A 20816-nucleotide genomic window follows, 5' to 3' on the forward strand; every position below is an offset into this window, starting at 1 on the left:
CTGAGAAGCGCAGGCGAGCTGCAAAGACTGTACGAGAGTTGAACGCAGAGATCGGCCCAACGCAGCAGGGCGGACGCTCGATGGGAGCATCCGCCCTGTCGGTAGGGATAAAGAACGTGTCCGAGGGGGGACTTGAACCCCCACCCCCTTTCGGGGACTAGCACCTCAAGCTAGCGCGTCTGCCATTCCGCCACCCGGACCAGGTTGCGTGCACAGCGTACCCGAGGTCAGTCGAGCACCAGCGCGGTGGTCACCAGCACGGACCAAGCCAGCATCGCGAGCCCCGTGAACTGCAGTACCGGGATCAGCTCCCGCCCGGTGCGGCCACCCGCCACCCGCCGCACCGCGGGCAGCAGGACGGGCGCCGCGAGGAAGCCGAGCAGCGAGTAGGGCACCCGCACGGCCATCCCGAGAGCGATCAGGAACGGCACGAACACGAGCGCCAGGTAGAACCGGCGGGTGTCCTTGTCGCCCAGGATCACGGCGAGCGTGCGCTTGCCGGCCGAGACGTCGGTGGGGATGTCGCGCAGCGAGTTGCCGACCATGACGGCGGTGGAGAAGGAGCCGACCGCGATGGCGCTGCCGATGCCGATGCCGGTGATCTCGCCGGACATGACGTACAGCGTGCCGAGCACGGCGGCCGGTCCGAAGAAGACGAACACGGCCAGTTCGCCGAAGCCCGCGTAGCCGTAGGGCCTGCGGCCGCCGGTGTAGAACCAGGCGGCAGCGATGCACACGGCACCGAAAAGAATCATCCACCAGCGGCCGGACAGGGCCACCAACACCAGACCGGCAACGGCTGCCACGCCAAGAGAGATGAACGCGGCCAAACGAACCGACGACGCAGACGCCGCGCCGGAGCCGACCAGGCGGAACGGACCCACACGATTGGCGTCCGTGCCGCGGATGCCGTCCGAGTAGTCGTTGGCGTAGTTCACGCCGATCTGCAGCGCCACGGACACGAGCAGCGCCAGCAGTGCCCAGGGCAGCGAGAAAGCCTCGATGTGGTGGGCGGCTCCCGCGCCGACGAGTACGGGCGCGATGGAGTTCGGCAGCGTGCGGGGGCGGGTCCCCTCGATCCACTGGACGACTGAGGCCATGCCTCCATCTTCCGGTATGGACGCCGGGGACCCGCCCTCCGGGGCGAAAAATCAGCAGGCCGTGGCGCCGGTGACGCCCGACACGTAAGCCTTCGCCACGTACTTGCCCGCGGCGATGCGGAACCAGATGTTCGACGTGCCCTGCGAGCCGGTCACGCTCTGTCCGGTGGTTTGGCACAGAACGCGCACCTGGGCGTGGTTCGCGGCCAAACCGACCTGAGAGGTCGCGGACGAGGTTCCACTCCGGACGTTCAGCGGGTCGGCCGCGGTGTGGACCGTCGCGAGCGGACCGGAGCCGGTCCACAGGTAGGTCACGGTGACGTACGAGTTGGTGGTCAGCTTCAGGCCGTCCCAGAACGTGCCGTCGGCCAGGTCGATGCCCGCCGGGTTCGCGACCTTGCGGCCGTACTGGTCCTTGCCGCCGTTGTAACCCTCGGAGTACGCGGCCTGCGCCTCGGGCTTGCCCTGCGGCAGGTTCTTCCACATCTCACGCGTGGCGGACGGGTTCCAGTAGTCGTCCTTCGTGTTCCACGGGCCGACGTCCCACACCGGCGCCCACTCGCAGCGGCCGTTCGACGCGCACACCTGGACGGTGTAGTTGCCGCTGTTGTTGCCCGCCAGGCCGCGGCGCGACGGCAGTGCGACGAAGTGGTCGCGGGACTTGATCACGTGGCCGTTCGCGGTCGTGCCGCCGACCAGGCCCTCGCGGGTGGCGTACACGCGGTACGCGCGGCCCGGTGCCATCGCCTCCACATCGGACGCGACGGGAACGGACGATGCCTTGAAACGAATCAGCCCCACCGAACTACCGGGTGAGTAGACGACCCGCACCTGCACCACGGACACGGCCTTGTCCAGCGCGGCCGGAGACGACGCGTCCGCGGTGCGCCACTCCGTCCACTCGTCGTCGCCGATCTGGCCGCGCACGTCGATCTCCACACCGGAGCCGTCGACGGACGCGGACACCGCGTTCGCGGCGGACGAGAGCTGGTGCGGCGCCAGGTCCACCGTGCCCATGCGGGGCGAGCCGCCCCACGTCACGGCGGCGGAGGACAGGTCGGCCGACCAGTCGTCGGAGCCGGCCGAAGCCGCCGGAGCGAGCCCGACCACCGAGACGGCCGCGACGACCAGAGGTAAGAGGAAGCGCATGAGAACCCCCATCGCTGCGCACGCGGCAGGGTCCGCGCGCTCTGCGCGGCAGCCTCCTCAGGCCCGGTAAAGGTTCACCTAAAGCTGGCGGCGACGGCTGCCCGGTCGACCTTTCCCGGTCCGCGCAAGGGGAGTGACGACACGAATGCCAGCCGCTTCGGCACGGCTTCGCGGCCGACCAGCGAGCGCACGGCCTCGCGCAGCACGTCCTCGGACGCCGAGCCGACGACCGCGGCGACGACGGCCTGGCCCCACTCCTCGTCGGGCACGCCGACGACGCACGCCTCGCGCACGCCGTCCACCCCGATCAGCGCCTGCTCGACCAGCGTCGGAGCGACGTTCGCGCCACCGGTGACGATCACGTCGTCCGCCCGCCCCAGAACCGAAAGGCGGCCGTCCGCGAATCGACCCAGATCACCGGTGCGGAACCACGTGCCGAACTGGGGCCCGCCCAGATAGCCCAGGGCCAGCATCGGCCCGGCGAGCGAGATCACGCCGTCGGTGCTCACCTCGACGCCGTCCAGCGGCACGCCGTCGTACACGCACCCACCCGCGGTCTCGGTCATCCCGTACGTCGTCACGACCCGCACACCCAACGACCGCGCGTGCTCCAGCAGCGGCGCGGGCGTCGCCGCACCACCGATCAGCACCGCGTCGAACGAGCGCAGAGCGGCCAGCCCAGGCCCCTCGCCCGCCACGATCCGGGCGAGCTGGGTGGGCACCAGTGCGGTGTAGTGCCGTCCGGGAGCGGCCAGCACCGGCCGCGCGTCGACCGCGAAGCCCATCGGCCGGAAGCCAGCCGCCAGGTCCATCGCGACGGGTGTCGTCCCGGCGACGATCGAGCGGACCAGCACCTGGATGCCCGCGATGTGCGTCGTCGGCAGGGCGAGCAGCCACGTGCCGGGCCCGCCGAGCCGCGCGTGCGTGGCCTCAGCCGACGCCAGGAGCGCCGAAGCCGACAGCAGCACGGTCTTCGGCGCACCGGTCGAGCCGGACGTCGTGACGCCCAGCGCGGCCCGCGTCTCCCAGCCGCGCAGCGGCGCCTCCACCAGCGGCAGGCCACCGGCGAGCGCGTCGCGGAGCTGGTCGAGGTTCATCAGAAGTAGTGCGGGTAGTTGGACCAGTCCGGGTCGCGTTTCTCCAGGAACGCGTCCCTGCCCTCGACCGCCTCGTCGGTCATGTACGCGAGGCGCGTCGCCTCACCGGCGAAGATCTGCTGGCCGACCAGGCCGTCGTCGATCAGGTTGAACGAGTACTTGAGCATGCGCTGCGCGGTCGGCGACTTGCCGTTGATCTCGCGCGCCCACTCCAGAGCCGTTGCCTCGAGCGACGCGTGCGGCACGACCGCGTTCACGGCGCCCATCTTGAACATGTCCTCGGCGGAGTAGGTCCGGCCGAGGAAGAAGATCTCGCGCGCGAACTTCTGGCCGACCTGACGGGCCAGGTAGGCGGAGCCGTAGCCGCCGTCGAACGAACCGACGTCCGCGTCGGTCTGCTTGAAGCGGGCGTGCTCGGCCGACGCCAGCGTGAGGTCGCACACGACGTGCAGGCTGTGCCCGCCGCCTGCGGCCCAACCGTTGACCACCGCGATCACGGGCTTCGGCATGAACCGGATCAGCCGCTGGCACTCGAGGATGTGCAACCGCCCGGCCCGCGCGGGGTCGACGGTCTCCGCCGTCTCACCGGACGCGTACTGGTAGCCGCTGCGGCCGCGGATGCGCTGGTCACCGCCCGAGCAGAACGCCCAGCCGCCGTCCTTCGCGGACGGGCCGTTGCCGGTGAGCAGCACGCACCCCACGTCCGAGCTCATCCGCGCGTGGTCGAGCGCGCGGTACAGCTCGTCGACCGTGTGCGGGCGGAACGCGTTGCGCACCTCCGGCCGGTTGAACGCGATGCGCACGGTGCCCTGGTCGACGGCGCGGTGGTACGTGATGTCGGTGAAGTCGAACCCCTCCACCGGCTTCCACGCAGCGGGGTCGAACAGCTCGGAAACGTCAGCCACGGCCGTGACAATAGGCGCTCCGAGCTGAGGACCGTTCTCGACACCTGGGACAATCGGTCACGTGAATCCGTCCACCGCGCAGGCCAGGGTCCTGGTCGACGAGCTGATCCGCAACGGCGTCGAGCACGTCGTGCTGTGCCCCGGCTCGCGCAACGCCCCGCTGTCCTTCGCCTTCCACGAGGCGTCGCTGGCCGGACGGCTCACGCTGCACGTCCGCATCGACGAGCGCGGTGCCGGTTTCCTCGCGCTCGGCCTGGCCAAGGGCTCGGGCAGGCCGGTGATCGTCAGCTGCACGTCGGGAACGGCCGTCGCGAACCTGCACCCGGCGGTGCTGGAGGCGCAGCACTCGCGGGTGCCGCTGATCGCGCTCACCGCGGACCGCCCGGTCGAGCTGTACCGCACGGGCGCCAGCCAGACCGTCGACCAGCACGACGTCCTCGGCGTCGGCACGCTGCACGTCCCGGTCGCCGAGCAGCGCGACGGCCAGCACCCGATGTGGCGCTCGCTCGTCTGCCGCGCGGTCGCCGAGTCCCGTCGCGGCCCGGTGCACGTCAACGTCCCGTTCCGCGAGCCGCTGGTGCCGGACGAGGACACCTGGCCGGACGACGGCCGCGAGGCGTGGACCCGCAGCGAGGACCCCTGGCAGGTCACCTACGGCTCCGCCGCCCACCTCAGCCCTCGCACGCTCGTGATCATCGGTGACGACCGGCCCGAGCGCACAGAAGCCGCACAGCACCTCGGCTGGCCGGTGATCGCCGAGCCGACCGCGGGCTCCGACGCGCTCCGCCACGGCACGCTCATGGTCAACGCGGGCCTGCCGGAGCACCTCGTCCCTGAGGCGCTGGTGGTCGTCGGCCGCGCGACGCTCTCGCGCGGCGTCTCGCGGCTGCTCGCGCAGACCCCGACCGTGCACGTCGTCGGCGAGCACGAGTGGCCGGACCCGCAGTTCAACGCCACGCACGCCACCACCTGGCTGCCGAGGCCGGAGACCGTCGACCACGACTGGGCCGAGGAGTGGCTGACCGCGGACAAGGCCACCGCGGTCGCGGTCGACGACCTGCTCGCCGACGAGCCGTGGCCGACCGGCCTGCACGTCGCGCGCGAGCTCGTCGACGCCATCCCCGCCGACGCGAACCTGTTCCTCGGCTCGTCCAACCCGATCCGCGACGTCGACCTGGTCGCCGTGCCGCGCGCGCACGTGCACGCCAACCGCGGCGTCGCGGGCATCGACGGCAGCGTCTCGACGGCGGCCGGGCTCGCGCTCGTCAACGGCCCGACGTACGCGCTGCTCGGCGACCTCACGTTCCTGCACGACCTGAACGGTCTGCTGATCGGCCCGGACGAGGAGCGTCCGGATCTCACCATCGTCGTGCTCAACGACGACGGCGGCGGGATCTTCTCGTTGCTGGAACAAGGGGCCGAAGAACACGAAGCGAGCTTCGAGCGCGTGTTCGGCACACCGCACCACGCCGATATGGCCGCTTTGTGCGCCGGCTACCGGATTCCACATTCCCTTGTGGACACACCGGAGCAGTTCCGTGCTGCACTCGCGCTGCCCCATGGCATCCGAGTGGTGGAGGTCCGCGCGGACCGCGCCGTGCTCAGGGGCCTGCACCAGCGTCTCAAGGCGACGGTGTCAACCGTTCTCGCCCGCTAGGAACATACGTACGGGGGTATCAGACGTTCGATCGCGGGGCTAGTTTCCGGGCATGTCGATCAGATCCAAGGCAACTGCCGCGGTCGCAACCGCGGCGGCGGTGACGCTGTTCGCCGGAACAGCTTTCGCTGCGGCGCCTGGCGCGCCCGGCGTGGGGGACCCGTACTTCCCGTCTTACGGGAACGGCGGGTACGACGTGTCGCACTACGACATCAGGCTCAACTACCAGCCGGCGGGCGACAAGCTCTCCGGCACGACGACGATCCTCGCGAAGGCGACCGAGGACATCACGCAGTTCAACCTCGACTTCCGCCTCAAGGTGAAGTCGATCCGCGTGAACAACGCCGTCGCCTCCTACAGCCAGGCCGACGGCGAGCTGGTCGTCACGCCGCGCGGCGGCCTGCGCAAGGGGCAGGACCTCACCGTCGTCGTCACGTACGACGACGTGCCGTCCGCGGTGAAGGACCAGAACGGCTTCGCGGCGTGGGAGAAGACGGCGGACGGTGCCATCGGCATCGGTGAGCCGGAGATCGCCGCCTGGTGGTTCCCGAGCAACGACCACCCGACCGACAAGGCCACGTTCGACGTGTCCGTCGCGGTGCCGGACGGCGTCGAGGTGCTGTCCAACGGCCGGTTCCTCGGCCAGACCAGGCAGATCAACGGCTGGAGCCGGTGGAACTGGCGCAGCACCAAGCCGCAGGCCACGTACCTGACGTTCGTCGCGATCGGCCAGTTCGAGATCCGTCAGTCGACGGCGCCGAACGGCCAGCCGGTGGTGAACGCGTACTCCGAGCGCCTCGGCGAGAACGGTGACGCGGCCAAGGCCAGCATCGAGCGCACGCCCGAGGTCATCGAGTTCCTCGAGCAGAACGTCGGCCCGTACGCGTTCGAGGCGCAGGGCGGCGTCGTGACGCCGGACCTCGGCTACGCGCTGGAGAACCAGACGCGCCCGACGTACGACACCGCGTTCTTCCGGCGCGGTGCGAACACCTACGTGGTCGCGCACGAGCTGGGGCACCAGTGGTTCGGCGACTCCGTGTCGGTGCACCACTGGAGGGACATCTGGCTGAACGAGGGCTTTGCCTCGTACATGGAGTTCCTCTGGTCCGAGCACGTCGGTGAGGGCACGGCGCAGGAGAACGCCGACTTCACCTACGACTCCTACCCGGCGGACAGCCCGTTCTGGCAGGTCCTGCCCGGCGACCCCGGTGCGGACAAGGTGTTCGACGGTGCCGTGTACGACCGCGGCGCGCTGACCGTGCACGCGCTGCGCGTCGCCGTCGGTGACGCGAAGTTCTTCGAGATCCTCAAGACGTGGACCGCCAAGAAGCGGTACAGCGACGCGACGATCGAGGAGTTCATCGCGCACGCCGAGGAGATCTCCGGTCAGCCGCTGGACGAGCTGTTCAACACGTGGCTGTTCACCAAGGGCAAGCCCGCCGAGGCTCCCGGCCGCGCGTCGGTCGGTGTCGCGGCGAAGTCCGTGACGGCCGAGCCGAAGGCGCACCAGAAGATCAAGCTCACGCACGAGCTCCTGGACGCCAACAAGCACTAGGCACGCACGAACGCGGGGCCTCGCCTTCGGGCGGGGCCCCGCTTCGCGTTCACAGGCCTTCGAGCGCCTCGCGCATGGGCAGCATCTTGGCGTGGGCCTCCTGGACCTCGGTGTCCGGATCTGAGTCCGCCACGACGCCGCAACCTGCGAAAAGGCGCGCGGTGGAGCCCTCGATCTGGGCGCAGCGCAGCGCGATGCCCAGCTCGCCGTCACCGTTGCCGTCGATCCACCCGACCGGCCCCGCGTAGCGGCCCCGGTCCATGCCCTCCAGCTGGCTGATGAGCATCGTCGCGTCGAGCGTCGGCGTGCCGCCCACGGCCGCCGTGGGGTGCACGGCGGCACCGAGCCGCAGCAGCGACGCGGACGACCCGAGCGTGCCGATCACGTCGCTGGACAGGTGCGACACGTTCGGCAGCCGCAGCACGGACGGGCCATCGACGGACATCGTCGTGCAGTACGGCCGCAGCGTGTCCGCCAGCGACGTCACCGCGTAGTTGTGCTCCTCGAGGTCCTTGTCGGACGACATCAGCGAGTCCGCGAGCTCCTGGTCGGACATGCCGTCGTGCGGCCACGTCGTGCCGGCCAGCACCCGCGAGTCGACGACCGAGCCGGTGCGCCGCAGCAGCAGCTCCGGCGTGGCACCCACCAGGCCGTCCACCGCGTACGTCCAGCATTCCGGGTAGCGCCGCGCCAGCCCGCGCAGCACGAACCGCTGGTCGAGCCGCTTGTCCGTCACCGCGACCAGGTCGTGCGCGAGCACCACCTTGTCCAGCTCGCCCTGCCGCATCCGCGCGACGGCCTCGCGCACGGCCTCGCGGTACGCGGTCACCGGCAGCTGCCCGTTCGCGTACCGGACGGTCGCCGGACGCCGCATCGGTGCCACCGCGGGCTCGGCCTCGGACGAGCCGATGGTGGTGACCCAGGTGTCACCGTTGCGCCTGCCGATGACGACCTCGGGCACGATCAGCACCGAGTCGCCGGGTTCGTCGGCGAACGCCATGGAGACGAACGCCACCGGACCGCTGCCGGGCACACCCAGCTCGTCCTCGACGTCCAGGTGCTCCACGAACTCCCGCCACCAGCGGTCGGCCTGCTCGAAACGATCAGGTCCTCGCACTTCCAGCCGCGCGGCCTCACCCCATCCGACCAGGCCGGATCCGTCCCGCACCCAGGCCAGCGCGTGGTCCGGGTCGGGCAGCCTGGCGAGCAGGTCCTCGGCGTCGTCGCGCCTCGTGAGGACGCGCAAGCGTTGTCGAGCTCGCGACGTGGGTGCTGATGTCACGCCCCGAGGGTATGAAGCCGAAGCTGAAGATCGCGCCCTGACCCAGCTCTAGACTTCTCAGTTGTGGTGGACGACGCAGTGCTGAAGCCGCCGGCCGGCGTACGCGTCCGCCGGGTGGTGAGCCGGGTTCTTCTGGTGGTCGGAGGCGTGGTCACGCTGGTCTGCGTGCTGCTACCGATCGCCTGCTGGCGTGGTGACGTGGCGATCGAGAGCCGGATGGGCTCGGCCGCGGCCGAGGTCGTGTCGGTCTCCTTCAACCGGACGGTAGTGCGGTATGTCACACCGGACGGCCGCGTGATCATCCCGGCGCTCGGCGTGCTCTACCCGGAGGGGCTCGAACCCGGACAGCGCGTGAAGGTCGAGTACGACGTGACCAACCCGGAGCTGACGCGGGTCGCCGGACGCACGGCGTCGTTGTCGTTCTTGCCGGTCAGCACGTTCCTGCTGGCTGTCTGGGTCGTCATAGGACTGGTTGTTACACTACTTCGCAGATTCCGCCGCCAGGTGTAACATCGAGGCATGGCGGATGAGCTGGATCTCGCGTTCGAGCGCACGGTGCGGTCCGAGGCGCGCATCGAGCCTCGCGACTGGATGCCCGACGGGTATCGCAACACGCTGATCAGGCAGATCGCCCAGCACGCGCACTCCGAGATCATCGGGATGCAGCCGGAGGGCAACTGGATCAGCCGCGCGCCGTCGCTGCGCCGCAAGGCGATCCTGCTGGCGAAGGTGCAGGACGAGGCCGGTCACGGCCTGTACCTGTACTCGGCCACCGAGACGCTGGGTGCGGACCGCACGGACCTGACGGTGAAGCTCATCGAGGGCAGGCAGAAGTACTCGTCGATCTTCAACTACCCGACGCTGACGTTCGCGGACATGGGCGTGATCGGCTGGCTCGTCGACGGCGCCGCGATCTGCAACCAGGTGCCGCTCTGCCGCACCTCCTACGGCCCGTACGCGCGTGCCATGATCCGCATCTGCAAGGAGGAGTCCTTCCACCAGCGGCAGGGCTACGAGCTGCTCATGACGATGATGAGCGGCACGCAGGCGCAGCGGGACATGGTGCAGGACGCGGTGAACCGCTGGTGGTGGCCGTCGCTGATGATGTTCGGCCCACCGGACGCCGAGTCGTCCAACACCGAGCAGTCGATGGCGTGGCGGATCAAGCGCAACACCAACGACGAGCTGCGGCAGAAGTTCGTCGACATGTCCGTGCCGCAGGCCGCGCACCTCGGGGTGACGTTCCCCGACCCCGAGCTGAGGTGGAACGAAGAGCGCGGGCACCACGACTTCGGCCAGCCGGACTGGGACGAGTTCTGGCAGGTCGTCAAGGGCAACGGCGTGTGCAACGCGCAGCGCATCGCGCACCGGCGCAAGGCGCACGAGGACGGCGCGTGGGTTCGTGAGGCTGCCGAGGCCCACGCTGCTCGTCAGGTCTCAAAGGAAGCCAAGATGATTGGACAGAGCGCGTGAGCTCTTCGTGGCCCCTCTGGGAAGTGTTCGTCCGCGGCAAGCGCGGGCTGAACCACGTGCACGTGGGTTCGCTGCACGCACCGGACGCCGAGATGGCGCTGCGCAACGCGCGTGACGTCTACACGCGGCGCAACGAGGGCGTGTCGATCTGGGTTGTGAAGGCCGACGACATCACCGCTTCGTCGCCGGACGAGAAGGACCCGTTCTTCGCGCCGTCGGGCGACAAGGTCTACCGGCACCCGACGTTCTACGCGATTCCCGAGGACGTGCCGCACCTATGAGTCGCCCCGACGTACTTCTCCCCGCGGAGGGGCCATGAGTTTCGACAACGCTTACGAGTCGCTGCTCGGGCACGAGGACGCGCATTGGGCCTTCGGCACCGGCTTCGCCGAGGCGCTGGTCGGCGTCAACCGCGAGTTCCCATCCACTGTGGACCGTGCGGACATCGCGGCGTACTGCCTGATGCTCGGTGACGACGCGCTGATCATGGCGCAGCGCCTCGCCGAGTGGTGCTCGCGCGCCCCTGAGCTCGAGGAGGACATCGCGCTGTCGAACATCGCGCTGGACCTGCTCGGCCAGGCGCGGCTGCTGCTGACCCGCGCGGGCGAGGTGCTGGAGCGCGACGAGGACTCGCTGGCGTTCCTGCGCGACGAGCGCGAGTTCCGCAACGTGCACCTGGTCGAGATCGACTGCGGTCCCGGTCCTGGCGGCGACTTCGGCACGACCATCGCGCGCCTGCTGGTGTTCTCGTCGTGGCGGCTGGCGTTGTTCTCCCGGTTGCGCGGCTCCGCCGACCCCGTCTTGGCGGCGATCGCGGAGAAGGGCCTCAAGGAGCTGGCCTACCACCGCGACCACGCGGCCCAGTGGGCTGTTCGCCTCGGTGACGGCACCGACGAGTCGCACCGGCGCATGCAGGCCGGTCTGGAGCGCGTCTGGCCGTTCGTCGACGAGCTGTTCCTCGCGCACCCCGTCGAGGCGAAGCTGTCCGGTGTCGCGGTGCCGTCCGCCGAACTGCGGTCCGAAGTGGAAGGTGTGCTGGAGGCCGTGTTCTCGGCTTCCGGCTTGACGCGTCCCGCTGACGTCCCGACCGCGCGGGTGGCCGGGATGGCCGGTCGCGACGGCGTGCACACCGAGGCCATGGGCTTCCTGCTCGCCGAGATGCAGCACCTGCACCGCTCCCTGCCGGGTGCGACGTGGTGACGACCGCGCTGGAGATCGCCTCCCGCGTCAGGGACCCGGAGCTGCCGGTGCTGACGCTGGCGGATCTCGGCGTGCTGCGGTCGGTCTCCGAGTCGTCGGACGGCAGCGTCGTCGTGACCATCACGCCCACGTACACGGGCTGTCCCGCGCTCGACGAGATGGGCGCCGACCTGCGGCGTTCGCTGGTCGCCGCCGGCTACTCGTCGGTCGAGGTGCGCACGGCGCTGTCGCCGGCGTGGACGACGGACTGGATCACCGACGAGGGCCGTCGCAAGCTGCAGGAGGCGGGCATCGCGCCGCCGTCGAAGCTGGGCCCGCAGGCCGTCGGCCCGGTGCCGCTGAACCTGACGCCGCCGTCGCGCCGCGTGCTGTGCCCGCGCTGCTCGTCGCCGCGCACCGAGGAGGTGTCCCGCTTCGGTTCGACCGCCTGCAAGGCGCTGCGCCGCTGCGCGGACTGCCTCGAGCCCTTCGAGCACGTCAAGGAGATCTGAGTGTCGCGCCGGGCGGAGTTCCACAAGCTGACGGTGTCGAAGGTCGACCGGCTGTGCGACGACGCGGTCGCGGTCACCTTCGACGTCCCCACCGGTGTGTCCGAGGACTTCGCGTTCTCCGCGGGTCAGTACCTGACCCTGCGCAACGGCGACGAGCGCCGCTCGTACTCGATCTGCGCGCCCTCCGGCACCGCGCCGCGCATCGGCGTCCGCCGGGTCACCGACGGCCTGTTCTCGACGTGGCTGGTCGACCGCCTCGCGCCCGGTGACGTGGTCGAGGTGCTGCCGCCGCTGGGCAAGTTCACCCCGTCCGCCGAGGGCACCCACCACGGCTTCGTGGTCGCAGGCTCGGGCATCACGCCCGCGCTGTCCATCGCGTCCACCGTGCTCGCCACGGGCGCGCGCGTGACCCTGCTCTACGGCAACCGCCGCACCGACACCGTGATGTTCGCCGACGAGCTGGCCGACCTGAAGGACCGCTACCCGTCGACGTTCCAGCTGATCCACGTCCTGTCCCGCGAGCCGCGCGACGTCGAGCTGTTCTCCGGCAGGCTGGACGGCGCCAAGCTCGAGGCGCTCTTCTCGACGGTCGTGCCGGTCGACGACATCGACCAGTGGTGGCTGTGCGGTCCGTACGGCCTGGTCACCGAGGCCACGGCGGTGCTGTCCGCGCGCGGCGTGGCTCCTGAGTCCGTGCACCACGAGCTGTTCTACGTCGACGAGCCGCCGCCCCCGCCGCGCCGGGTCGAGGAGCGCCTGGAGTCCGCGGCGTCCGTGACGGTCGTGCTGGACGGCAAGTCGACCACCCTCGACCTGCCGCCGGACGAGCCGATCCTGGACGCGGCCCAGCGCGTGCGCGCCGACCTCCCGTTCGCCTGCAAGGGCGGCGTCTGCGGCACCTGCCGGGCATTGGTGACCGATGGTTCGGTGGAGATGCGCCGCAACTACGCGTTGGACCCCAGCGAGGTCGAAGCCGGATTCGTGCTCACCTGCCAGGCCGTTCCCACTTCTTCGGAAGTGACCGTCGACTTCGACGCGTGAATAAAGATTGACGTACCTCGCGGTGTGGGTAATTATGTGTGCACACACCGAGCAGAGGAGCGGTCATGACGAACAAGCAGATTGCGGGGATGCGGCAACTCGCCGCCATTGCCGCGCGCTTGCTCGCCTGGCGCCTGCAGCTGCTGCTGCACCGCGGCTCCCCGCTATGACGTAGGACGTCAAGCCTGGGAGCCGCCCATCGGGAAACCGATCAGGGCGGCTTTCTTTGTTTGGTGTCCCCATTTAATTCCTTACCGGTGAGCTTCGGAAGCGGAACTGCCTCCAAAACAGTTTCCCGAGGGTTCGACTCCTTCCGCCGGTGCGCAGTGCAATTGGGGGACGCGCCGGCGCGCAGACGATCCTTGCAAGATCGTCGGGGAGGGTTCGACACCCTCGTCTTCCACTTTGTGACCGAGGCGAGCGGGCTCGTGCCGCACGAGCCCGCCCCCGTCATAACCCCTGTCCGGTCAGCGCTTCGTGAACTGAGGCGCGTCGACCGCCCAGTACCAGTCGTTGCCCGCCTCGGAGAGCCGCCACGAGACGACCGCGCTGCGCGCACCCGCGGGCACCGCGACGTCGAGCGAGATCTGCTTGGCGAGCCCGTCCGCGGTCAACGTCTGCACGACCTTCTCCGGCCCGCCGTCGAACGACACCGACACGGTGGCGCGCTGCGAGCCGTCCTGCCGGTAGTGCGACACGTACTCGAGGCGCGCGGTGGTCGCGCCCGAGACGTCGAAGCCGGGAGAGACCAGCGTCGAGTCGAACCGGCCCGATGACGACGGCGAGCCCTTGTCGTCCCACTCGTCCGGGTCCGCCACCGCGAACACGCCGCGCGCCCGCACGTTCGCCTCGCGCTCTTGCGCCGGCGCCGTCCGCGTCCAGAAGTCGTCGGTGGTGAACGACCAGCCCTGCCACTCGGCCACCCCGGCGGGCATCGCCGTGGCGTTGCGCACCGACCAGCCCGCCGGGCCCTGGTGCGTCCAGCCGAGCACCGACGACGGCACGCCGGTCTCGTCCTGCCGCGGCTTGAGCGTCACGCCGTCGAACGCGTCGCGCGGCGCGGAGCCGATCGGGTAGCCGTCGAGCGCGGCCGGCACGCCGAGGTGGCCCAGTGCCGTCGCGGCGACGTCCACGAGCTTCGGTGCGACGGGTGGACGCGCGGCGCCGGTCGACACCACGAACGTCATCCGCTCCTCCGGCGTGTCACCGCCGTGCCCGCCCGCGGCGGTGTGGCCGTGGTCGGTGGTCACCACGATCAGCCAGTTCTCGTCGGCGTAGGACGGCCGCGACTCGACCGCGCGCAGCACCCGGCCGATGTGCGCGTCGCTCGTGCGCATCGCCTGGTCGTACTGCGGCGAGTTCGCGCCGTGCGAGTGACCCGCGATGTCGATCTCGCCGAAGTAGACGAACGACGCGTCGGCCGAGCCGGTGCGCAGCTGCTGCTCGGCGTCGGCGGCGATCTTCGCGTCGGACGGGCCGTAGCCCGCGGTGTCGCCGTCGAGCACGTACTTGCGGTCCTGGCCGGTCCGCAGGATCCGGTCGCCGATCGGCTTCCAGTCCACCGCCGCGTACGTGGCGAGCGAGGGCCGCGCCTTCTCGGCGCGTTCCAGCCAGCTCGGGTAGGACGCCAGCGCGTTGCCGCTGAACGAGTTGTCCTTGACCTTGTGCTTGTCCGGCCAGACGCCGGTGAGGATCGTCGACCAGCCGGGGCCGCTCGACGTGGTCGCCATGCCCGAGCCGTAGAGCGCGCTCGGGGCGGCGTAACCGCGTAGCGCGAGCGCGTGCAGGTTCGGCGTGTTCGCGGCCATCAGCTTGTCGTAGCGCGCGCCGTCGAGTCCGATCACCAGGACCTTCGGCGGCGGGGCGGGAGCGGCCGCGACAGGCGGCGTGACCAGCAGGGGCACCATCAGCACCAGCAGGGTGAGTGCTCTTGTCATGACAAGCAGATTTCTTGGTAGCAAAGGTTTTCGTCAATGAACCAGGAGGGTGTTCATCGACCGTTCAAACTTGTCAGTACATGTTGTTCGCCGCCGCGACGTTGTGGGCTCGCCGGTGGATCGGGCCGAGATCTGGCACGATCGCCAGCCATGGGGGTTGTCGGACGTTCGGTGCTCGGCGGGTTGTTCTACGGGTCTGCGTGCGCCGCACTGGTCGCGGTCGTGGCGGTGGTGCTCGGCGAGAACAACTCCCCGGTGTGGCTGCTGGCGCTGAGCATCCCGGTGTTCGGGGTGATCTTCGGCGGCGTTCCCGGTCTGGTCGTCGGCACCGTCGTGGGCCTGGTCCGCCGGGCCGCGCAGCCGAGACCGCTCCCGTACGCCGCACCCCAGCCCGTCGACATGTGGTCCGTGCTGGTCGACCGCTGCGCCGAGTCCACGCGCCGGGTCGCGGCAGCCGTCACGACGGTCCCCGAGTCGCTCGCGCGTGACTGGATGGAGCGCATCGCCCAGGACCTGAAGAAGGAGCTGGACGACGTCCGCGGCATCGCGCAGCTGGGCCGCGCGCTGGGAGCCGTGGACGCGCAGCACCCCGTCTACCAGCGACTCGAGGCCGCGGTGCGCGACTTCACCGCGTTCGAGAACCAGGTCGCGACGGTCGCGCTCAAGATGTTCGACCACCCCGAGCTGGACCAGGTGCGCACCGACCTGGAGTTCCTGGAGCAGCAGCTGCCGCAGCTAAGCGGCTGACAGCGCGGACTGCCACCAGCCCAGCACCTCGTCCGCCGCGTCCGGCGCCGCGACCAGCAGACCGTCGAGCGGCAGCTGGGCACCCGCGCCCCGCCGGTCCAGCACGACCGCGCCGGACTCGACCGCCAGCGACACCGCGCCCGCCACGTCCCACTCGTGGTACCCGTGCAGCACGGCAGCGGCGACGTGGCCCAGCGCGACCTGCGCGACGGCCAGCGCCTTCGAGCCGAGCACGCGCACACCGGTTCCCGCGACGGCGGCCGTGGTGATGAACGTCCCCATGCCCGGCCACGGCCCGGAGCGGGTCATCTCGGTGCACACGACGAGGCTGTCGCCCTGCCGTTCGGTCAGCTTCACGGGCGTGCCGTTGGCGCGCATGCCCCGGCCGCGCGCGGCGGCGTAGATCTGGGCGCGGTACGGGTCCGCGACGACGCCGACGACCGGGCCCCAGCGGTCGATCAGCGCCAGGCTGTAGGCGCACCACGGCATGCCCGCCGTGTAGTTGGCCGTGCCGTCGACGGGGTCGACGACCCAGCGGAACTCGGAGTCGCCGGGCACGTCGAGGTCGGTGTTCTCGCAGTACACGGGGATGTCGGGGAACTCGGCGGTCAGCACCCGCCGGGTGTGTCTCTCGAGGGTGTGGTCGGTGTCGGTCACCCAGTCGAAGGGCGACTCGTCCTCGGTGGGGCGGACACCGCGACCGGCCGTTGCCATGATGACGTCGGAGGCGTCGTTGGCGAGTCGGCCGGCCACCTCGAGCGCGATCGACACCAAGCCTGGATCGACTGGGTGCGCTGGCCGGGACGACAAGACGGTCATGCCGACCTAGTTTCACCGCACCGGGTGACCGTGACACGACTACGAGATGACGCTCTGGCGATCTCCTGGTCACGACGGGTGGTGTTCAAAACGCGTTCTTCACGCGGTCACGTGGTGGTGTCCTTCGGCGTGCACCGTCTGCGGTGTGCGCGTCGCGATCGTGACCGAGAGCTTCCTGCCCCAGGTGAACGGGGTGACCAACTCGGTGCTCCGCGTTCTGGAGCACCTGAAGAGACTCGGCTACCAGGCGCTGGTGATCGCGCCAGGAGCCGGTGAGGACACCCACGAGGGCACGCCGGTGGTCAGAGTTCCGGCGGTCGACCTCCCGAGAGTGACGAGCCTGCCGGTCGGCGTGCCGACGCGGAAGGTGCTGAAGGCGCTGGCCGACTTCCGGCCGGACGTCGTGCACCTCGCCTCGCCGTTCGTGCTGGGTGCGCGCGGGTTGTCCGCGGCGCGCAAGCTCGGGCTGCCGACCGTCGCGGTGTACCAGACCGACGTCGCCGGGTTCGCGGGCAACTACGGCCTCGGGCTCACCGCGCGCGCCGCGTGGCGCTGGACGAGACGTCTCCACACGCTGGCCGACCGGACCCTCGCCCCGTCGACCTGGGCCGTCGAGGCGCTGCGCAAGCACGGTGTGCCGCGCGTGCACCGGTGGGCGCGCGGTGTGGACACCGAGCTGTTCCACCCGTCCCGGCGCGATGCGGGCGACTCCGGTGAGCTCGTCGTCGGCTACGTCGGCAGGCTCGCGCCGGAGAAGCAGGTCTCGCGGCTCACCGAGCTCGCGGACGTGCCGGGTGTGAAGCTGCGGATCGTCGGTGACGGACCGGACCTGCCGATGCTGCGCCAGCAGCTGCCGAACGCCGAGTTCCTCGGGTTCCGCAAGGGCGAGGAGCTCGCCGAGGCCTACGCGTCGCTCGACGTGTTCGTCCACACCGGACCGCACGAGACGTTCTGCCAGGCCGTCCAGGAAGCGCTCGCCTCGGGCGTGCCGGTGCTCGCGCCGGACGCGGGCGGTCCGCGCGACCTCGTCCGGCACGGCCGCACCGGGTTCCTGTTCGGCGACCGGATCACGTTGCGCGAAGGCGTGGAACGGCTGCGGGACCCGTTGCTGCGCAAGCAGTTCGGCCTCGCCGCCCGGCGGTCCGTCGCGGGCCGGACGTGGCCGAGGATCTGCGACGAGCTGATGGGGCACTACGCCGAGCTCGTCGACGTTCCCGCGGAGCATCGGGCTGCATGAGAATCGTCCAGCTCGCCAACTTCTACGGCCCGCGTTCGGGTGGTCTGCGCACCGCGCTGCACCACCTCGGAGCCGGGTACGTCGCCGCGGGGCACGACGTGGTGCTCGTCGTGCCCGGTGCCGCGCGTGCCGACGAGGTGCTGCCCAGCGGCGTCCGCCGGATCACGCTGCCCGCCGTCAAGATCCCCGGCACCGGCGGCTACCGGGTCGTGGACCCGTGGCGCGTCAAGACGTTGCTGGAGCGGCACCGGCCGGACCGGCTCGAGGTGTCCGACCGGCTGACGCTGCGCGGAATGGGCCACTGGGCGCGGGAACGCGGCATCCCCGGCGTGGTGATCTCGCACGAACGGCTCGACCGGCTGCTGTCGTTCGTCATGCCACCGGCGCCCGCCCGGCACGGCGCGGACTGGGCCAACGCCCGCATGGCCGCCTCGTACGACACGGTCGTGTGCACGACGTCGTTCGCGCGCGAGGAGTTCGACCGGATCGGCGTGCGCAACGTCGCGCAGGTGCCGCTCGGGGTGGACCTGCGCACGTTCACGCCGTTGAACCACGATCGCGAACTGCGCTCGACGTTGTTGCAGGGCAAGGAATCACTTTTGGTCCACTGTGGACGTCTGTCGCCGGAGAAGCACGTCGAGCGCTCGGTGGACACGCTGGCGTCGCTGCACTCGTCCGGTGTGTCCGCGCGGCTGGTGATCGCGGGTGACGGGCCGCGGCGGGCTGCTCTGGAGAAGCGGGCCGTGGGTCTGCCGGTGACGTTCCTCGGCTTCCTCAAGTCGCGGACCGAGGTGGCGTCGCTGCTCGCGTCGGCCGACGTGTCGCTCGCGCCGGGCCCGCACGAGACGTTCGGACTCGCCGCACTGGAGGCGCTCGCGAGCGGCACACCGGTCGTGGTGTCCGAGTCGTCCGCTTTGAAGGAGATCGTCCGCCCGGCCTGCGGGGCCGCGGTCGCCGACCACGCGCCCGCGTTCGCGACGGCCGTGTCGGACCTGCTGGGCAGGAGCAGCAGGGAGGCCGCGCGGGCGCGCGCGGAGGAGTACCCGTGGGAGGCGGCGGTGGACGGGATGCTGGCCGTTTTGCGCGTCACCTAGCATTCGGGCATGTCCCGAGCAGGTCTTGACAAGAACCCGCGCGAGGTCGCCTCGATGTTCGACGGCGTGGCCAAGGGCTACGACCGCACGAACTCGGTCATGACCCTCGGGTTCGACCGGCGCTGGCGGGAGTGGAGCAGGCGCGTGCTCGACGCCAGGCCCGGCGAGAAGGTGCTCGACCTCGCCGCGGGCACCGCGGTGTCGACGGTCGAGTACGCCGAGTCCGGCGCCTGGTGCGTCGCTGCCGACTTCTCGCTCGGCATGCTGCGCGGCGGCGCTCACCGCGCTGTGCCCAAAGTCGCAGCGGACGCCCTCCGCCTGCCGTTCCGCGACGGCGTCTTCGACGCGGCCACCGTGTCCTTCGGCCTGCGCAACTTCAACGACACCGTGGCCGCGCTGCGGGAGATGGCGCGGGTCGTCCGCCCCGGCGGCAGGCTCGTGATCTGCGAGGTGTCGACCCCGGTCTTCAGGCCGTTCCGCTTCGTCTACATGCGCTACCTGCTGCGGCTGCTGCCGTTCATCGGCAGGTTCGTGTCGTCGAACCCGGAGGCCTACGAGTACCTGGCCGAGTCCATGCGCGCGTGGCCGGACCAGCGCACCCTCGGCGAGCTCATCTCGGAGGCAGGCTGGGAAGACGTGGCCTGGTTCAACCTGACCGGTGGCATGGTCGCCCTGCACCGAGCGACCAAACCCTCAGCGAGCGCCATCTAGACTCGTCCCCGAATACTTTGTGAACTGATGCACAAGGAGTCGGGGATGAGCAGGCGCGCAGCCAACGAGGACGCCGAGGTCATTGTCGTCGGCGCCGGACCCGCGGGTTCGACGGCGGCCACCTACCTGGCGCGCGCGGGCCTGGACGTGTTGCTGCTGGAGAAGAGCACGTTCCCGCGCGAGAAGGTGTGCGGCGACGGCCTGACCCCGCGCGGCGTGAAGCAGCTCATCGACCTGGGCGTCGACACCCGCGAAGAGGCGGGCTGGCTGCACAACAAGGGCCTGCGCGTGGTCGGCGGCGGCGTCACCCTCGAGCTGGACTGGCCGGACCTGGCGACGTTCCCGAACTACGGCGTCGTCCGCCCCCGCCAGGACTTCGACTCCCTGCTCGCCGACACCGCGGTCGCCGCGGGCGCCCGCCTGCAGGAGAACACCACGGTGACGAAGGCCGTGGTCGAGAACGGCCGCGTCGTGGGCGTCGAGGCGAAGGTCGGCCCCGACAAGGAGCTGCGCACCTACCGCGCCCCGATCATCGTGGGCTGCGACGGCGTCTCCGCACGCCTGGCCCTGTCCGTCGGCCTGCAGAAGGACGACGCCAAGCCCATGGGCGTAGCGGTCCGCCGCTACTACGCGTCGCCGCGCACCAAGGACGACTACCTCGAGTCGCACCTCGAGCTGTGGGGCAACGACGGCAACCTGCTGCCCGGCTACGGCTGGATCTTCGGCATGGGCGACGGCAGCGTGAACGTCGGCCTCGGCATCCTCAGCACCTCCAAGGCCTACGGCACCACGGACTACCGGGCACTCCTCAGGAGCTGGCTCGACAACACGCCCGAGGAGTGGGGCTTCCGCGAGGAGAACGCGACCAGCCGCATCGGCGGCGCCGCGCTCCCCATGGGCCTCAACCGCAAGCCGCACTACCGCAACGGGCTGGTGCTGGTCGGCGACGCGGGCGGCATGGTCAACCCGTTCAACGGCGAGGGCATCGGCTACGCCATGGAGTCCGCCAAGATCGCGGCGGAGAGCATCGTGCAGGCCATGGCGCGCACCGGTTACAACCGCGAGCAGGCGCTGCACGGGTACCCGGTGCGGATCGAGCAGGCGCTGGGCAGCTACTACCGGCTCGGCAACGTCTTCTCGAAGCTCATCGGCAACCCCACGATCATGCGCACCGCCACCAAGTACGGCATGCCGCGCAAGACCCTGATGAAGCTGGTGCTCAAGCTCCTCGCGGGTCTCTACGACCCGAAGGACGGCGACTCGATGGACCGCATCATCACGGCGGCGACGAAGCTGGCACCGAGCGCCTGATTCCTACCCC

The 20816-nt window shown here is 70.4% G+C and carries 20 protein-coding genes and 1 tRNA gene; 13 read left to right on the forward strand and 8 right to left on the reverse strand.

Annotated elements, in window-relative coordinates:
- Window positions 1–117: 117 nt before the first annotated feature.
- The 5 genes from FKR81_RS31185 to FKR81_RS31205 form a co-directional block, all read right to left on the reverse strand.
- A tRNA-Leu gene (locus FKR81_RS31185) sits at window positions 118–200 on the reverse strand.
- 27 nt (window positions 201–227) lie between these two features.
- Window positions 228–1100 (reverse strand): 1,4-dihydroxy-2-naphthoate polyprenyltransferase, encoded by an 873-nt coding sequence (locus tag FKR81_RS31190; protein ID WP_146357376.1) that lies wholly within the window; start codon window positions 1098–1100, stop codon window positions 228–230.
- A gap of 51 nt (window positions 1101–1151) precedes the next feature.
- Window positions 1152–2249, reverse strand: coding sequence for a hypothetical protein (locus tag FKR81_RS31195; protein ID WP_235921867.1), 1098 nt, complete (start codon window positions 2247–2249; stop codon window positions 1152–1154).
- Window positions 2250–2323: 74 nt separating this feature from the next.
- On the reverse strand, window positions 2324–3346 hold the full coding sequence (menE, locus tag FKR81_RS31200) for an o-succinylbenzoate--CoA ligase (RefSeq protein WP_146357380.1): 1023 nt from the start codon (window positions 3344–3346) through the stop codon (window positions 2324–2326).
- The gene (locus tag FKR81_RS31205) at window positions 3346–4251 is read right to left on the reverse strand and encodes a 1,4-dihydroxy-2-naphthoyl-CoA synthase (RefSeq protein ID WP_146357382.1); all 906 of its coding nucleotides are present in this window, start codon (window positions 4249–4251) and stop codon (window positions 3346–3348) included. The genes menE and FKR81_RS31205 overlap by 1 nt, the downstream gene beginning before the upstream one ends.
- Before the next feature lie 61 nt (window positions 4252–4312).
- On the opposite strand from FKR81_RS31205, the gene menD reads away from it, so the two are divergent.
- Together menD and FKR81_RS31215 are read left to right on the forward strand one after the other, a co-directional pair.
- Window positions 4313–5908 carry a 2-succinyl-5-enolpyruvyl-6-hydroxy-3-cyclohexene-1-carboxylic-acid synthase gene (gene menD / locus FKR81_RS31210; RefSeq protein ID WP_146357384.1) on the forward strand — a complete coding sequence of 532 codons (1596 nt, stop codon included), beginning with the start codon at window positions 4313–4315 and terminating at the stop codon, window positions 5906–5908.
- Window positions 5909–5960: 52 nt separating this feature from the next.
- Window positions 5961–7463: a M1 family metallopeptidase gene (locus FKR81_RS31215; RefSeq protein ID WP_146357386.1), complete on the forward strand. Its 1503-nt coding sequence runs from the start codon at window positions 5961–5963 to the stop codon at window positions 7461–7463.
- A gap of 49 nt (window positions 7464–7512) precedes the next feature.
- Here FKR81_RS31215 and FKR81_RS31220 read toward each other — a convergent pair whose 3' ends face one another.
- Window positions 7513–8745, reverse strand: coding sequence for an isochorismate synthase (locus tag FKR81_RS31220; RefSeq protein WP_146357388.1), 1233 nt, complete (start codon window positions 8743–8745; stop codon window positions 7513–7515).
- Window positions 8746–8808: 63 nt separating this feature from the next.
- Between FKR81_RS31220 and FKR81_RS31225 the strand changes: the two genes are divergently transcribed.
- The 6 genes from FKR81_RS31225 to paaE are packed head-to-tail and all read left to right on the forward strand — an operon-like array spanning window position 8809 to window position 12950.
- Complete coding sequence (locus tag FKR81_RS31225) at window positions 8809–9255, forward strand: DUF3592 domain-containing protein (protein ID WP_146357390.1); 447 nt, start codon at window positions 8809–8811, stop codon at window positions 9253–9255.
- A gap of 9 nt (window positions 9256–9264) precedes the next feature.
- Window positions 9265–10218 (forward strand): 1,2-phenylacetyl-CoA epoxidase subunit PaaA, encoded by a 954-nt coding sequence (paaA, locus tag FKR81_RS31230; protein ID WP_146357392.1) that lies wholly within the window; start codon window positions 9265–9267, stop codon window positions 10216–10218.
- The gene (gene paaB, locus FKR81_RS31235) at window positions 10215–10499 is read left to right on the forward strand and encodes a 1,2-phenylacetyl-CoA epoxidase subunit PaaB (RefSeq protein ID WP_146357394.1); all 285 of its coding nucleotides are present in this window, start codon (window positions 10215–10217) and stop codon (window positions 10497–10499) included. The genes paaA and paaB overlap by 4 nt, the downstream gene beginning before the upstream one ends.
- A 34-nt stretch (window positions 10500–10533) precedes the next feature.
- On the forward strand, window positions 10534–11418 hold the full coding sequence (gene paaC, locus FKR81_RS31240) for a 1,2-phenylacetyl-CoA epoxidase subunit PaaC (protein ID WP_146357396.1): 885 nt from the start codon (window positions 10534–10536) through the stop codon (window positions 11416–11418).
- Entirely contained in the window at window positions 11415–11909 is a 495-nt protein-coding gene (paaD, locus tag FKR81_RS31245; RefSeq protein ID WP_146357398.1) for a 1,2-phenylacetyl-CoA epoxidase subunit PaaD, read from the forward strand. Before paaC ends, paaD begins: the two co-directional genes overlap by 4 nt.
- Complete coding sequence (gene paaE / locus FKR81_RS31250; RefSeq protein WP_146357400.1) at window positions 11910–12950, forward strand: 1,2-phenylacetyl-CoA epoxidase subunit PaaE; 1041 nt, start codon at window positions 11910–11912, stop codon at window positions 12948–12950.
- Window positions 12951–13417: 467 nt separating this feature from the next.
- Here the strand turns inward: paaE and FKR81_RS31255 are convergent, their stop codons facing one another.
- Window positions 13418–14887, reverse strand: a complete 1470-nt coding sequence (locus tag FKR81_RS31255; protein ID WP_146357402.1) for an alkaline phosphatase family protein — start codon at window positions 14885–14887, stop codon at window positions 13418–13420.
- Between the two features lie 150 nt (window positions 14888–15037).
- On the opposite strand from FKR81_RS31255, the gene FKR81_RS31260 reads away from it, so the two are divergent.
- On the forward strand, window positions 15038–15634 hold the full coding sequence (locus FKR81_RS31260) for a hypothetical protein (protein WP_146357404.1): 597 nt from the start codon (window positions 15038–15040) through the stop codon (window positions 15632–15634).
- Here FKR81_RS31260 and FKR81_RS31265 read toward each other — a convergent pair.
- Entirely contained in the window at window positions 15623–16453 is an 831-nt protein-coding gene (locus tag FKR81_RS31265) for an inositol monophosphatase family protein (protein ID WP_146357406.1), read from the reverse strand. The genes FKR81_RS31260 and FKR81_RS31265 overlap by 12 nt on opposite strands.
- Before the next feature lie 145 nt (window positions 16454–16598).
- Between FKR81_RS31265 and FKR81_RS31270 the strand changes: the two genes are divergently transcribed.
- From FKR81_RS31270 to FKR81_RS31285, 4 genes are read left to right on the forward strand one after another with little or no spacing between them, the layout of a single operon-like run.
- Entirely contained in the window at window positions 16599–17690 is a 1092-nt protein-coding gene (locus tag FKR81_RS31270) for a glycosyltransferase family 4 protein (protein ID WP_222598459.1), read from the forward strand.
- Window positions 17687–18784 (forward strand): glycosyltransferase, encoded by a 1098-nt coding sequence (locus FKR81_RS31275; protein ID WP_146357410.1) that lies wholly within the window; start codon window positions 17687–17689, stop codon window positions 18782–18784. Before FKR81_RS31270 ends, FKR81_RS31275 begins: the two co-directional genes overlap by 4 nt.
- Window positions 18785–18793: 9 nt before the next feature.
- Window positions 18794–19495 (forward strand): demethylmenaquinone methyltransferase, encoded by a 702-nt coding sequence (locus tag FKR81_RS31280; protein WP_146357412.1) that lies wholly within the window; start codon window positions 18794–18796, stop codon window positions 19493–19495.
- Window positions 19496–19540: 45 nt separating this feature from the next.
- A complete protein-coding gene (locus FKR81_RS31285) occupies window positions 19541–20806 on the forward strand; it encodes a geranylgeranyl reductase family protein (protein WP_146357414.1) in 1266 nt (421 codons plus the stop codon).
- Window positions 20807–20816: the final 10 nt, after the last annotated feature.

This window comes from Lentzea tibetensis (assembly GCF_007845675.1).
GTDB classification, from domain to species: domain Bacteria; phylum Actinomycetota; class Actinomycetes; order Mycobacteriales; family Pseudonocardiaceae; genus Lentzea; species Lentzea tibetensis.